The organism is Sphingobium sp. (genome assembly GCF_033795625.1).
Classification (GTDB): Bacteria; Pseudomonadota; Alphaproteobacteria; order Sphingomonadales; family Sphingomonadaceae; genus Sphingobium.
Genome location: NZ_JARYGI010000001.1, coordinates 80,983 through 95,451 on the forward strand (window position 1 = coordinate 80,983; position 14,469 = coordinate 95,451).

The window sequence follows — 14,469 nt, forward strand, 5'->3', positions numbered from 1 at the left end:
ATACCGTAACGGCATCATCTTTAAAATAGCTATACTATGTTCGGCAATGATGATCGTGATGCGCATCACTATTCTCCGGCCATTGCGGCGGCGCTTTTGCTTGGGCGCACATGCTGCTATCGGCGCTGGATGACAGAACTCAGCTTTATTCGTAATTTCTCCATCATCGCCCATATCGACCATGGCAAATCGACGCTGGCCGACCGCCTTATCCAGCGTTGCGGCGGCCTCACGGACCGTGAAATGTCCGCGCAGGTCCTCGACAACATGGACATCGAGAAGGAACGCGGCATCACGATCAAGGCGCAGACCGTGCGCCTCGACTATACCGCCAAGGACGGGCTGACCTACGAACTCAATCTCATGGACACGCCGGGCCATGTCGACTTCGCCTATGAAGTCTCGCGCAGCCTTGCCGCGTGCGAGGGCGCGCTGCTCGTGGTGGACGCGGCGCAAGGCGTGGAGGCGCAGACGCTCGCCAACGTCTATCAGTCGATCGAGCATGACCATGAGATCGTGCCCGTCATCAACAAGATCGACTTGCCCGCCGCCGAACCGGAAAAGGTGAAGGCGGAGATCGAGGAAGTCATCGGCCTCGACGCGTCGGAAGCTGTGCTGGCCTCTGCCAAGTCGGGCATCGGCATCGACGAGGTCCTCGAAGCCATCGTCAAGAAGATCCCGGCACCAAAGGGCGACCGCGACGCGCCGCTGGAGGCGATGCTGGTCGATAGCTGGTACGATCCCTATCTGGGCGTCGTCATCCTAGTCCGCGTCGTCAACGGCGTGATCAAGAAGGGCCAGAACATCAAGTTCATGATCGGCGGCACCGAGCATCTTATCGACCGCGTTGGCTGCATGCGGCCCAAGATCGAAACACTGCCGGAGATCGCGGCGGGCGAAATCGGCTTCATCACGGCGCAGATCAAGGACATCAGCCAGACCCGCGTCGGCGACACGATTACCACCGTGCGCAATCCCGCCGCCAAGCCACTGCCGGGCTTCAAGGAAGTGCAGCCAGTGGTGTTCTGCGGGCTGTTCCCTGTGGATGCGGCGGACTTTGACAAGCTGCGCGACTCTATTTCCAAGCTGCGCCTAAATGACGCTTCCTTCAGCTTCGAGATGGAGAGCAGCGCGGCGCTTGGCTTCGGCTTCCGCTGCGGGTTCCTTGGGCTGCTGCATCTTGAGATCATCCAGGAGCGGCTGACGCGCGAGTACGACCTCGACCTCATCACCACCGCGCCGTCCGTGGTCTACAAGATCCAGCTGACCTATGGCGCGGGCGAGATCGAACTGCACAATCCGGCCGACATGCCCGATCCCACCAAGATCGGCAGCATCGAGGAGCCGTGGATCGAGGCGATCATATACTGCCCCGACGAATATCTCGGATCGATTCTGAAGCTCTGCCAGGACCGGCGCGGCATCCAGAAGAACCTCACTTATGTCGGCGGCCGTGCGCAAGTGACCTACGAACTGCCATTGAACGAAGTGGTGTTCGACTTCTACGATCGCCTGAAAAGCATCAGCCGTGGCTATGCGAGCTTCGACTATCACCAGATCGGCTATCGCGAAGGCGATCTCGTCAAGATGAGCATCATGGTCAATGGGGAGCCTGTCGATGCTCTGAGCATGATCGTCCATCGCGGCACGGCGGAAACCCGCGGGCGCGGCATGTGCGAGCGGCTGAAGGACCTGATTCCTCGCCACCTCTTCAAGATCCCGATCCAGGCAGCGATTGGCGGCAAGGTCATCGCCCGCGAGACCATCGCGGCGATGCGCAAGGACGTTACCGCGAAATGCTATGGCGGCGACATCAGCCGCAAGAAGAAGCTGCTCGACAAGCAGAAGGAAGGCAAGAAGCGGATGCGCGAATATGGCAGCGTGCAAATCCCGCAGGAAGCCTTCATCGCCGCCCTGCGCATGGGCGAGGAATAGCCTCCGCCGCTACAGATGCGCCAGACTGGCCGCCAAATCATTCTGCTTGAACGGCTTGGTCAGGCGCGGCAGGTCCGGCGAAATCCCCTTGGTCTCGGCATAGCCGGAGATCACCAATATCCGCATGTCGGGTTTCAGATGCTTCGCCTGCTTGGCGAGATCCGTGCCCGACAGGCCTGGCATCAGATGGTCCGTCACCAGCAGATCGACGCCGGATGGCGCGTGCAGGACCTTCAGCGCATCTTCGGCGCACGATGCTTCCAGTACCTGATAGCCAAGCTCGCTCAGCATGTGGGCGGTACTGGCGCGCACCAGATCCTCATCATCCACGACGAGCGCCGTACCGCGATGCGAGCCGGAAAACTCTATTTCCGGTACAGGCTCGGCCTTTTCCAGCGGTGCCTGACTGATCGGAAGCCAAAGGTTGATGGTGGTCCCTCGGCCGACCGCGCTTTCGATCGACAGGCCCCCGCCAAGCTGCGCCGCCAGACCGTGGACCATAGATAGACCCAGCCCAGTGCCCTGCCCTACGCCCTTGGTCGTGAAGAACGGCTCGACGGCCTTGGCCATCGTCTCTTCATCCATGCCGACGCCAGTGTCGGCCACGAAGAGGCGGATATAGTGCCCGTTGGGCAACCCCATCATATTCTGGGAAGCGACGCTCTCGACTGTAGCGCCTATCGACAGGGTGCCTCCCTCGGGCATCGCGTCCCGCGCATTGACGGCCAGGTTGAGCAACGCCATTTCGATCTGATTAGCGTCCGCCCGTGCTGGAGGAAGGTCATCCGCCAGCGTGAGTTCGACCTTTACGCGCGGACCCGATGTGCTGGAAACCAGATCCACCATGTCCTTCATCAGCCCGCCAAGGTCGATAGCCTTGACCTGCAAGGGCTGCCGCCGCGCAAAGGCCAGCAGGCGCTGCACCAACATCTTGGCGCGATCGGCAGACTGGACCGCGCCGTCGATCAGGCGGCGCTCCCGCTCGGTGCCGAGGCCGCGTCGCTGCAACAGATCGAGGCTGCCGACGATCGGCGTCAGCAGGTTGTTGAAGTCATGCGCGACGCCGCCGGTAAGCTGCCCCATTGCCTCCAGCTTCTGCGACTGGCGTAAAGCCTCCTGCGCAGCCTCCAGTTCGCGGGACCGCTCCGCCACCCGCTCTTCCAGCGTCTCGTTGAGCCCGCGCAGGCGTTCTTCGCTTTCCCGCAGCGCCGCTTCCATCTTCCGGCGCCCGGTGATGTCGTTGAACAGGACCGCGACTTGCCGTGCCGAGGGATCGCCCACGCGCAGGGCATAGACATCGTACCAATATCCGCCCAGCGCGTCGGCCTGATCTTCGAACCGGATGCTCTCTCCTGTCAGAGCGACCTTGCCGTACAGGTCGAACCAGTGTTGCTCATGGCCCGGAACCATCTGCCGCATGCTCTTGCCAACGGCATCCTTGAGGCGAGTCTGCCGCTCGAAAGCAGGATTGGCTTCCACAAACTTATAATCGACCGGCTTTCCGGCATCATCGAAGATCATTTCTATGATGCAGAAGCCCGCTTCGATGGATTCGAAAAGGGACCGATACTTCTCGGCGCCGCGATGCAGTTCCTCCAGCCGCGCGCGCGCATCATATTGCCGGCGGCGGCCTCGCAGCGCGGACTGCGCAAGGCTGATCAGCGTCGTCGGATGGAAGGGCCTTTCGAGGAAGGTGACGTTGCCCAGCGTGTGCAGGAAGCGCTGAGCCGACGGGTTTCGTTCCAGTCCGCCGCCGCGTTGCGTCAGCAAGACGAAGGGGAAATCCGACCATTCCGGCTGACCTTGAAGCCATGCGGCCAAGGGGTGAAGATCCGCCGTCCGCAAGCCTTCTTCAGCCAGCAATGCGAAGCCCGCGCCCTGCTCCAGCTCCCGAACCAGCGCCAGCACCCCGTCGCAGGTTTGGGAGCGCAGCCCGGCTTCCGTCAGCATCGATGCGGCGATCTCGGCATCTCGGCCATGCGGGGCAAGGATCAGAGCGCGTTCGGAAAGATGGGGGATCATGCCTTTTCGTCTTTGAGCAGCCCCGGACCTTCCCCGGTAAAGCTCGGTACGCCGCGCAACACGCCCTGAAAACCCGTCAGCGGCTGCCCGAGGCGAATGCCGAAGGACCCGATTCGGAATTCGCGGATCGTATCTTCATGGGCCCCCGTACGCTTCTTGATGATCGATATCGCCCGGCGTACGCGTCCGGCCGCTTCGAAGTAACGCAGGAGCACTACCGTGTCGGCCAGATAAGTGACGTCGACGGGCGACTTCATGTCCCCAACCAGGCCATGTTGCGCCACGGTCAGGAAGGTCGTGGCCCCCTGGCGGTTCAGATACTGAAGCAATTCGTGCATGTGCAGGATCAGCGCATTTTCTTCCGGCATGGACGCCTGATAGCCGTTCAGGCTGTCGATGATGATCGTCCGCACCTTGTGCTTTTCCACGCAGTTCCGCACGCGCTCGGAGAATTCACCCGGCGACAATTCGGCCGCATCCACCTGTTCGATCATCAGATTGCCGTCGTCGACCATGGCCTGCATGTCGATGCCAAGGCCCTTCGCCCGATTGAACAGCAGCCCGATCTCTTCGTCGAACACAAACATCGCCGCGCGTTCGCCACGCGCCACGGCCGCCGCGACGAACACAAGGCCGAGCAGCGATTTGCCCGTACCCGCCGGTCCCAGCACCAGCACGCTTGAGCCACGCTCCACGCCGCCGCCGAGCAGCGCATCGAGTTCCGGCGTGTCGCTGGTGATCACATCGCGCGAGAAACTGGTTCTGTGTTCGGCCGATACCAGCCGCGGGAATATCTGAACGCCTCCCGTGGCGATGATGAAATCATGATAACCGCCCCGAAACTTGCGGCCGCGATATTTGACGACGCGCATTCGTCGCCGCTCCGGGCCATAGCCCGGCGACAGTTCCTCCAGGCGAATGACACCATGCGCAACACTGTGCACTGTCTTGTCCGCCACTTCGGCCGTCATGTCGTCCAGCATCAGCACGGTGGCGTTCTGAGTCGAGAAGAAATGCTTCAGCGCCAGGATCTGTCGGCGGTATCGCAGCGAGCTTTGCGCCAGCAACCGAATTTCGGACAGGCTGTCGAGCACTATGCGATCCGGTTTGACGCGCTCGAAGGTGTCGAAGATTCTGCGGGTCGTCTCGCCAAGCTCAAGATCGGAAGAATAGAGCAGACTTTGCTGCTGTTGCTCATCCAGAAGGCTTTCGGGCGGGACCAGTTCAAAAAGCTCGATATTGTCGAGGTTCCACCCATGCGAACGCGCGCTGTCGCGCAATTCTTCCTCGGTCTCCGACAAGGTGACGTAAAGGCATTTCTCGCCTCGGGCCGCGCCATGTATCAAAAACTGCGTGGCGATCGTCGTCTTGCCGGCGCCCGGACTTCCCTCGAGCAGATATACGCGGCCACGTGTGAGGCCACCGACAAGAACGTCGTCAAGGCCACGAACACCAGTAAGCGCCTGGCTGGTATCGTTATCAGGCACGTGTTTTCCCTAAGCTAGGATCTTTATCTTCGTGAATTAGCACAAGCTGCAGAACTGCCAAACCAAGAGAGCGTTGATCGAGATCAAACCCATAACTCATGCAGGTAATACGCAGCTATACCTACTACGTTCCGCCGCCCAGGCAGGACCGGCGTGGTTTTTGGGCTCGCAGCGCTATTCAGTTGTCGCGAAAGGCGCGCTGGATCTGATCGCGCAGCGGCTTGGTGAGATAAGACAGCATCGTCCGGCTGCCGCTCTCTACGAAGATTTCGGCCGGCATGCCTGCCTTCATCTTGATCCCGGTGGTCGCGGCGACTTCGCGTGGGTCCAGTTCCACGCGCACGGGGAAATAGCTGCGCTGGGTGGAAGGCTCGACCGTGCGCTCGGCCGCCACGAACACCACCTTGCCGTGCAACTCCGGCGTCGCCGTCGCATTGGCGGAGGTCAGGCGGATACGGGCAGGCTGCCCGGTGTGGATGCGGTCGATATCCTGCGGGCTGATCGCCCCTTCCACCAGAAGCTTGTCCTGATCGGGCACGATCTCCATGATCGTGTCGGCGGGACGGATCACGCCACCGATGGTCGTCGCAGCCAGCTTGTCCACCACGCCATTATAGGGCGCGCGGATCATCGTGCGGCTCTGCGCATCGGTGGCCGAGACGCTGCGTACCTGCTGCTGGTTGAGCGCGGTGTTGATCTGGGCGAGTTGCACGCCCGCGTCCGAGCGCCGCGTTTCATTGAGCTGGATGATCTGCTGCCGGGTCTCGGAAATGCGCGCCATCGTCTGTGCGATCTGCGCGTTCAGCGCGCCTACGCTGCCGCCGATGTCCGCCGATGTCCGCTCCAGCTGATTGACGCGATTGAGCGTCACCAGCTTCTTGCCATAGAGTTCGCGCACGCCCGCCAATTCGGGCTTGATGAGCGTCGCCTGCTTCTGGAGCGCATTGATCTGTGCGCGGTATCCGGCGATCTCCTGCCCATATTGACCGATGCGCGAATGCAGCTGGGCCGTCAGGCCGGCCCCTTCGGAGCGGCGAATGTCGAACAGCTTCTGTTCGTCGGCCATGGCGCCACGGGCGCTGGCGTCGGTTCGCTTCAGCAGAGCGTCCGGGAACCGAATCGCTGAAGCACCCATCCGCTCCGCTTCGAGCCTAGCGCGCTGCGCCACCATCTGGTCGAGCGACAGCGCGGAAAGCTGCGCGTCCGTGCCGAGGACCTTGTCGTCCAGCCGCATCAGCAACTGCCCTTTGCGGACATGCTGGCCGTTTTCCACGAGAATTTCGGCTACTACGCCGCCGGTCGGGTGTGTGATCTGCTTCACGCGGGACTCGACGCCCAACTGGCCGCTGCCGACGATGGCGCCGCCGAAGGGGATGAACGCCGCTGCGCCGCCGATGCCGAACACCAGCACCGCCATCATCAGTACGGCAGTCTTGAGCGAGCCGTTGATCCGTTCCTCCGATTCATAGACGGCAGGCAATTGGGCGGGGCGGGCGAGTGTCACCATCTGGTCAGTCATGTCAGGCAGCCTGCTGCTGGGCCGAAGGGCCGGACGAAGCGGTTGCGCCGCCCGGTTGGGCAGGGCTTGGCAGTTTCAGGAATTTCTCCAGTATCTCGTCGCGCGGGCCGAAGCCATCCACGCGTCCCTCGCGCATGACCATCACCAGATCGACTGCCGCCAGCGCCGAAGGGCGATGCGCAATGACGATGACGATGCCCTTGCGGACACGGACGCTCATGATCGCGGCGCTGAGCGCACGCTCGCCCGCGCCGTCCAGGTTCGAATTGGGTTCGTCCAGCAGCACGAAGAACGGATCACCATACAGCGCGCGGGCAAGACCGATCCGCTGGCGCTGTCCGGCCGACAACGCCGCGCCTTCATGACCGACCGGCGTCTGATAGCCGAGCGGCATGGCGACGATCATCTCATGCACACCGGCAGCCTGAGCGGCGGCAATCACTGCGTCGGAATTCTGCCCCGGCATGAAGCGGGAGATGTTGTCCGCAATCGTACCGTCGAACAGCTCCACCATCTGCGGCATGTAGCCGATGGAGCGGCCCAGCACGTCCGAAGGCCATTGGTCGAGCGTCGCGCCATCCAGCCGGACCGATCCCCGCACCGGACGCCATGCGCCGACAAGCCCGCGGGCGAGAGAGGATTTGCCCGCCGCACTCGCACCGATCACGGCAAGCGCCGATCCGGCCTCTAGCGTGAACTCCACGCCCTGCACCGTCAGGCGCTGCGTTCCGGGAGGCGCGACGAACAGGTTCTGCACCTCCAGCCGCATCGCAGGTGGCGGCAACAGGATATCGCGCTCCGGCTCAGGCGGAATGTCGTGCAGCAGGCTGGAAAGCCGCCGCCAACCGATCTTGGCCGCCGCGAAAGCGCGCCAGTTGGCGATCGCCTGATCGATCGGCGCAAGCGCGCGGCCCGAGAGGATCGAGGACGCGAAGATCACGCCGCCGCTCGCCTTGCCGTCGATGACCAGCAGCGCGCCTACGGTGAGGATCGCCGATTGCAGGAACATCCGACCCAGCTTGCTGAAACCGCCAAGCACGCCGGTCGAGCGCGCAAGGCTGCTCTGTGCGGAGAGGAACATCCGGTTCACATTCTGCCACCGCTCCTCCATACGCCCGCGCATGCCAAGCACCGTGAGCAGTTCGGCGTGGCGCAGGTTGGTCTCGGCCATGCTGTTGCGATAGGCAGCGACCTGGCTGAGCCTGGCGGCGGGTGCCTTGATCGCGCGGTCGGTCAGCAGCGTCAGCCCCAGCAGCAGGACTGCCCCCACCAGTGCCGTGACGCCCAGCCAGACATGCAGCAGGAAGAGGATACCCAGGAAGAACACGATCCAGGGCAAATCCATGATGGTGCCAGGCCCCGTGCCCGACATAAAGCTGCGGATATTCTCAAGATCGCGCATCGGCGTCAGCCCGTCGCCCGGAACGGCATGGCCACGCAGCGCCGCGTCGGAGATGGCGCGCTGAACCCGCGGCGACCATTCGCAGTCGAGCGCCGAGGCGATGTCGCCAAGAATACGCGTACGCATGGTGTCGAACATGCCCTGGAACACATACATGACGACCAGCATCAGCAGCAGCCCGATCAGCGTCGGGATGCTCCGGCTGGGCAGCACCGAATCATACACCATCATCATGTAGAGCGCACCGCTCAGCTGCAGCACGCTCAGCACCGCGCTCAGGAAACCAACGGTGATCCACGCCTTGCGATAGCGGCGTACGGCCTCCATCAGGTCGGATGCGGGTGCGGCCCGGGGGCTCTCGGAGGACGGCGCAAGCTCGCTCATCGCCGCGACTCGGCGCAGGAAATATCCACTTCAGAGGCATGGCGGGCCCCCGCTGTCAGTCCTTGCGACATTCATCTGCCCCTGGAGCGGTATACTCATGATTCGGCCGGCCGCTCGTCCCGCCTTCAACAACATACTTAATAGCCGCCAATCGCTAAATAATCATTGCTAATCGAGCGCTAAGCACGTGCTTTCCATCGGGAAAACTTCGTTCGTAGCGCTATAGGCTCGGACTGTCGCTGGGGCCGCCAGCCGAACGAGACACTGGGCGCGGTCATGGCCTCTCGACCGTTCGATGTTGACCCGCAATGTTGCGCCTAGCATGGAACAGCCATGCGTTTCTTCTCCGACAATGCTGCTCGCGTTTCGCCACAGGTCCTCGCCGCCCTGATTGAGGCTGATCAGGTCGATACGGCGTATGATGGCGATCGCTGGAGCGCCCGTCTCGACGAGGCTTTCTCCGACCTGTTCGGCACACCCGTAGACGCGCTTTGGGTCACGACCGGCACGGCCGCCAACTGCCTTGCGCTCGCTGCATTGTGCCCGCCGTTCGGAGGCGTGCTCTGCCATGAGGAGGCGCATGTCGAGACGGACGAGGGCGGCGCTCCGGAATTCTACACGCATGGCGCGAAACTGATGACGATCCCCGGCGACGGTGCGAAGATCACGCCCGACGCACTCCGCGCCCGGCTTGGCGGCATCCGCAATGACGTTCATCAGGTGCAGCCTCGCGCACTCACCATCACTAACGCCACCGAATATGGCCGGGTCTATGATCCCGATGAAGTCGCGGCCCTTGGCTCGCTCTGCCGCGAACACGGCCTTCGGTTCCACGTGGACGGGGCGCGGTTTGCCAATGCCGTTGCCACGCTTGGCTGCCATCCGGGCGATCTCACATGGCGCGCGGGCGTCGATGCGTTGTCTTTCGGCTTCGTCAAGAATGGCGGGATGATGGCCGAAGCGCTGATCTTCTTCGACGAATCCCTCGCCGCCGACACGTTGCGCCGCCGTAAGCGGGCGGGGCACCTGCTGTCGAAAGGACGCTACCTCGCCGCGCAATTGCTGGCGATACTCGAAGGCGATCTGTGGCTGGACAACGCCCGCGCCGCCAATGCCGCCGCTGCAATCATCGCCATGGCGGCAGGAGCGCGGTGCCTGCACCCGGTCGAGGCCAATGAGATATTCCTTAGTGTCACCGCAGAGGAAGCAGCGAGCCTGCGCGCCCAGGGTTTCGACTTTTACGATTGGGGCACAGGCGCTGCCCGCTTCGTCACCAGCTGGCACCACGACGCGCAGGATGTGCAGCCGCTCGCCGACGCTATAGCCGCCTTGTGACCGAGGCGACCCCTAGCGACAGCCAAGGTCCAGCGCTCCTCAGCCCGGGCGTGCTCATACCCTTCGCCATAATTACGCTGATCTGGGGTTCGACCTGGCTCGTCATCCGCGATCAGGTCAGCGATGTGCCGCCAAGTTGGTCCGTCGCCTATCGCTTCCTGCTGGCGAGCGCGGGCATGGCCATTCTCGCCCGCGTCCGTCATCTGCCGCTCTGGATCGGGGGGCGGGGCCTCGCCTTTGCGGCTGGGATCGGCGCGACGCAATTCATGCTCAACTTCAACTTCGTCTATCGGGCGGAAATCGTGCTGACGTCGGGTGTGGTAGCGATATTCTATGCGCTGTTGCTGATACCCAACAGCCTGATGGCGTGGATCGCCTTCCGCCAGCCCGTCAGCCGCAACTTCGTGCTTGGGTCCCTCGTCGCCGTGATCGGCGTCGCACTCCTTTTCCTACGCGAATACCGCTATGCCGATGTCGCGCCCGGCGCGGTGCTGACCGGCATCGGCTTGTCACTGTGCGGGCTGGCGGCGGCATCGGTGTCGAACGTGATGCAAGCCAGCCCCATCGCCCGCCGCCTGCCCATCATCAGCGTGCTGGCATGGGCAATGCTGCTGGGCGGGTTGATGGACATGGCGTTGGCCTGGGCGCTGAGCGGCCCGCCCGTCATCGACACACGGCCCGGCTATCTCGCTGGAGTCGCCTATCTCGCCATAGCGGGCTCAGTCTGTACCTTTCCGCTCTACTTCCGCCTGATCCAGCAGATCGGCGCAGGCCGTGCCGCCTATATCAATGTGCTGGTGCCGGTGATCGCGATGCTGCTCTCGACGCTGTTCGAGAACTACCGCTGGTCGACGCTGGCCGTAACCGGCGCGCTGCTGTCGATCGCCGGCATGGTCATCGCAATGCGCGCCAAGCCCTCACGATAAGTAGGGTAGGCAGGCGACCACCCCAGCACGCGCTTCGCCTTGCCATTGGAGACGCGCCGGTTCTCGCCGTAAAAGGCCTGCGCCATCGGCGTCAGCTTTGCTTCTTCCAGCGACAGCAAGGGCGGCAGCGGCAATCCGCTCAGCGCACAGGCCGCCTCGATCAGGCGGTTCTGGCTGCATGGATGATCGTCCGCCAGATTATAGATGCCCGCAGGTCCATCGAACCCGGCAATCACGCCGGATACGATGTCATCGACATGCACGCGGCTGAACACCTGTCCGGGCAAATCGATGCGCCGCGCGCGTCCGTCCCTCAGCCGGTCGAACACCGACCGCCCCGGCCCATAGATCCCCGGCAGGCGGAACACGCGAACCTCGTCGCGCAGGCGGCTCCACGCCATATCCGCCTCCGCTCGCGCGCTGCGCCGTCCGTGCCCGATGGGAGCGCTTTCATCCACCCATGCGCCGCCGGTGTCGCCATAGACGCCCGTCGCAGAAAGGTAGCCGATCCAGCGTGCGGGCGAAGCCACGATGTCGGCGCCATAGCGCACCAGCACGGGGTCGGCGCCGTCTTCGTCCGGCGGAACCGACGACAGGATATGCGTCGCCGTCGCGATCGCCGCCCGTACTGCGTCGCCATCATCGAACGACAGCGCGTTCCCCGCGCCGCTACGCCGCGTGCCAGTCACGCGCCACCCTTCCTTCGCAAGTCGCTCCGCCAGTCGCGAAGTCGTGTAGCCGAGCCCGAAAATCAACATATGCGCCATGGCCCCTTCCTACACATGCCTGCAAAAACGTCCATTTCCCTGCGGCCTGTCATTGCCCCCCGCTCCGCACCGGCATAGGAGAGGCACATGGCCGACATTCAATCCACCTCCGCCGCTGCGCCTGCAGTCGTTCGCCGTTCGGACTACCGGCCACCCGCCTGGCTGGTGCCCGACATCGCGCTCGACTTCCAGTTGGACGCCTCGTCGACGATAGTGCGAGGCACCCTTTCCGTCACGCGCAATGGCGCGATGGGCGAGCCGCTACGCCTCGATGGCGAGGGGCTGATGCTCCGGTCGGTGCGAGTCGACGGCCGCGAACTCGGCCCGGACGAGTGGACGACCGACGCCGGAGCGCTGGTGATCCCCCTCAGCGGCGCGGCGCATGAAATCGAAACGCTGGTCGAACTCTCCCCGGCTGCCAACACGCAGTTGATGGGCCTCTACGCATCCGGCGGCCTGCTTTGCACCCAGTGCGAAGCGGAGGGCTTCCGGCGCATCACCTTCTTCCCCGATCGCCCGGATGTGCTTTCGCGCTACAGCGTCCGGATGGAGGCGGACAAGGCGCTGTACCCGGTGCTGCTCGCCAATGGCGACCCCATTGCCTCGGGCGATCTGGAAAATGGCCGTCATTGGGCGCAGTGGAACGATCCGTTCCCCAAGCCCTGCTATCTCTTCGCGCTGGTCGCAGGCGATCTTGCCTGCAACGCCGATAGCTTCACTACCATGTCGGGCCGCGAAGTCTCGCTCGGCATCTGGGTCAAGGAAGCCGATCTGCCGCGTACCGCGCACGCCATGAAGGCTTTGAAGGATTCGATGGCCTGGGACGAGCGCGTCTATGGCCGAGAATATGACCTCGCCGTGTTCAACATCGTCGCCGTGGCGGATTTCAACTTCGGCGCGATGGAGAACAAGGGCCTCAACATCTTCAACTCGCGCTACATCCTCGCCGATCCCGAGACCGCGACGGATATCGACTTCGACGGCGTGGAGGGCGTCGTGGCGCATGAATATTTCCACAATTGGTCAGGCAATCGCGTCACCTGCCGCGACTGGTTCCAGCTTTCGCTGAAGGAAGGCTTCACGGTCTTCCGCGACCAGACTTTCTCCGCCGACATGGGATCGCCCGCGGTCAAGCGGATCGACGATGTCCGCGTGCTTCGTGCTGCGCAGTTTCAGGAAGATTCCGGCCCACTCGCGCATCCGATCCGGCCGGAATCCTATATGGAGATATCCAACTTCTACACCGCGACCATCTACAATAAGGGCGCGGAGATCATCCGAATGATGCACACGATGCTCGGGCCGGAGCGCTTCCGGGCAGGCACCGACCTCTATTTCGACCGGCATGACGGGCAGGCCGCCACCTGCGAGGATTTCGTCAAGGCGATGGAGGATGGCGGCCAGATCGACCTCAGCCAATTCCGCCTCTGGTACGAACAGGCCGGGACGCCGCGTGTTCGCGCGCTGCTCTCCCACGATCCTGCGACGAGCGAAGCGATCCTGACGCTCTCGCAAACCGTGCCGCCGACACCGGGCCAGCCCATCAAGGAGCCGATGGCCATGCCGCTTCGCGTCGCCCTCTTCGACAGGGCGACGAATGCGCATCATGGCGACGAAACGCTACTGCTGACCCAAGCCGAACAGACTTTCCGCTTCCCTGATTTTTCCGAGCAGCCGTTGCTGTCGATCAATCGCGGTTTCTCCGCTCCGGTCGTAATCGAGAGCGACCGCAGCCAGCAGGACCTCGCCTTCCTCTCCGCCCATGATGACGATCCGTTCGCCCGCTACGAAGCCATGCAGCAGTTGATGGTCAACGTGCTGGTCGGCACCGTAGCAGGCCAACCCATGGACGATGCACCTGTCGTCACCGCGATTCGCGACACCGTCGCGGACACGACGCTTGATGACGCCTTCATCGCCGAAGCCATTCGCCTGCCCAGCGAAAGCTACATTGGCGACCAGATGCTGCTGGTCGATCCCGACGCGATCCACATTGTCCGCGAACGGTTGCAGGCCAGGATCGGCGCAGCCCTGGAGACGACATGGCGCGATCTCCACGCCCGCACCGAAGCCAATGCCTTCTCGCTATCCTCTGCGGCCAAGGGCGCCCGCAAGCTGCGCAGCGTCGCGCTCAATTATCTCGCGGCTTCGGGCGCACCGGATGCGAACGGCATCGCCTTCTCGCAATTCGACCGCGCCGACAACATGACGGAACGGCAGGGCGCGCTCTCGGTCCTCGCCAACGGCACCAGCGGCGAGCGCGAAGCCGCGCTGGACATCTTCTACAATCGCTATGTCGGTGATCCGCTGGTCCTCGACAAATGGTTCCAGACGCAGGCACTGGCCTTCCATCCGGACACGCTGGCTATCGTGAAGGAACTCGGGCGGCACAAGGATTTCACGCTGGGCAACCCCAATCGTGTCCGCTCCCTCTATGGCGCGTTCGCCGCGAACCAGTGGGGCTTCCATCAGGGCAGGGGTGAAGGCTATCGCATGGTCGCCGACATCATCATTGCGCTCGATGCGCTTAACCCGCAGACAGCGGCCCGCCTCGTTCCCCCGCTCGGCCGATGGCGTCGGTTCGACGCGGAGCGCGGTCAGGCCATGCGGGCCGAACTGGAGCGCATTCTCGCCACGCCCGGTCTGTCGAAAGACGTGACCGAGCAGGTGACGAAGAGCCTGGATTAAAGCG

At 63.2% G+C, this 14,469-nt stretch carries 9 protein-coding genes; 4 read left to right on the forward strand and 5 right to left on the reverse strand.

The features are described from left to right. Positions 1-129 precede the first annotated feature (129 nt). Positions 130-1,935 carry a translation elongation factor 4 gene (gene lepA / locus QHC67_RS00460; protein WP_319290049.1) on the forward strand — a complete coding sequence of 602 codons (1,806 nt, stop codon included), beginning with the start codon at positions 130-132 and terminating at the stop codon, positions 1,933-1,935. A 9-nt stretch (positions 1,936-1,944) separates the two neighbouring features. Here the strand turns inward: lepA and QHC67_RS00465 are convergent, their stop codons facing one another. From QHC67_RS00465 to QHC67_RS00480, 4 genes are all read right to left on the reverse strand, one after another. Next, positions 1,945-3,957 (reverse strand): ATP-binding protein, encoded by a 2,013-nt coding sequence (locus tag QHC67_RS00465; protein ID WP_319289782.1) that lies wholly within the window; start codon positions 3,955-3,957, stop codon positions 1,945-1,947. Then, positions 3,954-5,444 carry an ATPase domain-containing protein gene (locus QHC67_RS00470; RefSeq protein ID WP_319289784.1) on the reverse strand — a complete coding sequence of 497 codons (1,491 nt, stop codon included), beginning with the start codon at positions 5,442-5,444 and terminating at the stop codon, positions 3,954-3,956. The genes QHC67_RS00465 and QHC67_RS00470 overlap by 4 nt, the downstream gene beginning before the upstream one ends. A gap of 178 nt (positions 5,445-5,622) precedes the next feature. Further along, positions 5,623-6,963 (reverse strand): HlyD family type I secretion periplasmic adaptor subunit, encoded by a 1,341-nt coding sequence (locus QHC67_RS00475; protein ID WP_319289786.1) that lies wholly within the window; start codon positions 6,961-6,963, stop codon positions 5,623-5,625. 1 nt (position 6,964) lies between these two features. Further along, positions 6,965-8,749, reverse strand: a complete 1,785-nt coding sequence (locus tag QHC67_RS00480) for a type I secretion system permease/ATPase (RefSeq protein ID WP_319289788.1) — start codon at positions 8,747-8,749, stop codon at positions 6,965-6,967. 333 nt (positions 8,750-9,082) lie between these two features. On the opposite strand from QHC67_RS00480, the gene QHC67_RS00485 reads away from it, so the two are divergent. Together QHC67_RS00485 and QHC67_RS00490 are read left to right on the forward strand one after the other, a co-directional pair. Next, positions 9,083-10,084, forward strand: a complete 1,002-nt coding sequence (locus QHC67_RS00485; RefSeq protein ID WP_319289790.1) for a threonine aldolase family protein — start codon at positions 9,083-9,085, stop codon at positions 10,082-10,084. Beyond that, a complete protein-coding gene (locus QHC67_RS00490; protein ID WP_319289792.1) occupies positions 10,081-11,010 on the forward strand; it encodes a DMT family transporter in 930 nt (309 codons plus the stop codon). Before QHC67_RS00485 ends, QHC67_RS00490 begins: the two co-directional genes overlap by 4 nt. On the opposite strand, the gene QHC67_RS00495 is transcribed toward QHC67_RS00490, so the two are convergent. After that, positions 10,923-11,777, reverse strand: coding sequence for an SDR family NAD(P)-dependent oxidoreductase (locus QHC67_RS00495; protein ID WP_319289794.1), 855 nt, complete (start codon positions 11,775-11,777; stop codon positions 10,923-10,925). The genes QHC67_RS00490 and QHC67_RS00495 overlap by 88 nt on opposite strands. Before the next feature lie 87 nt (positions 11,778-11,864). Here QHC67_RS00495 and pepN point away from each other — a divergent pair, with 87 nt between their 5' ends. After that, positions 11,865-14,465, forward strand: a complete 2,601-nt coding sequence (pepN, locus tag QHC67_RS00500; protein WP_319289796.1) for an aminopeptidase N — start codon at positions 11,865-11,867, stop codon at positions 14,463-14,465. The last annotated feature ends 4 nt before the right edge of the window (positions 14,466-14,469 follow it).

What these genes read in the sequence shown, in the direction of transcription:
- lepA (WP_319290049.1), top strand. Translation starts at nt 130, where the DNA reads ATGACAGAACTCAGCTTTATTCGTAATTTCTCCATCATCGCCCATATC.
- QHC67_RS00465 (WP_319289782.1), bottom strand. Translation starts at nt 3,957, where the DNA reads ATGATCCCCCATCTTTCCGAACGCGCTCTGATCCTTGCCCCGCATGGC.
- QHC67_RS00475 (WP_319289786.1), bottom strand. Translation starts at nt 6,963, where the DNA reads ATGACTGACCAGATGGTGACACTCGCCCGCCCCGCCCAATTGCCTGCC.
- QHC67_RS00480 (WP_319289788.1), bottom strand. Translation starts at nt 8,749, where the DNA reads ATGAGCGAGCTTGCGCCGTCCTCCGAGAGCCCCCGGGCCGCACCCGCA.
- QHC67_RS00485 (WP_319289790.1), top strand. Translation starts at nt 9,083, where the DNA reads ATGCGTTTCTTCTCCGACAATGCTGCTCGCGTTTCGCCACAGGTCCTC.
- QHC67_RS00495 (WP_319289794.1), bottom strand. Translation starts at nt 11,777, where the DNA reads ATGGCGCATATGTTGATTTTCGGGCTCGGCTACACGACTTCGCGACTG.
- pepN (WP_319289796.1), top strand. Translation starts at nt 11,865, where the DNA reads ATGGCCGACATTCAATCCACCTCCGCCGCTGCGCCTGCAGTCGTTCGC.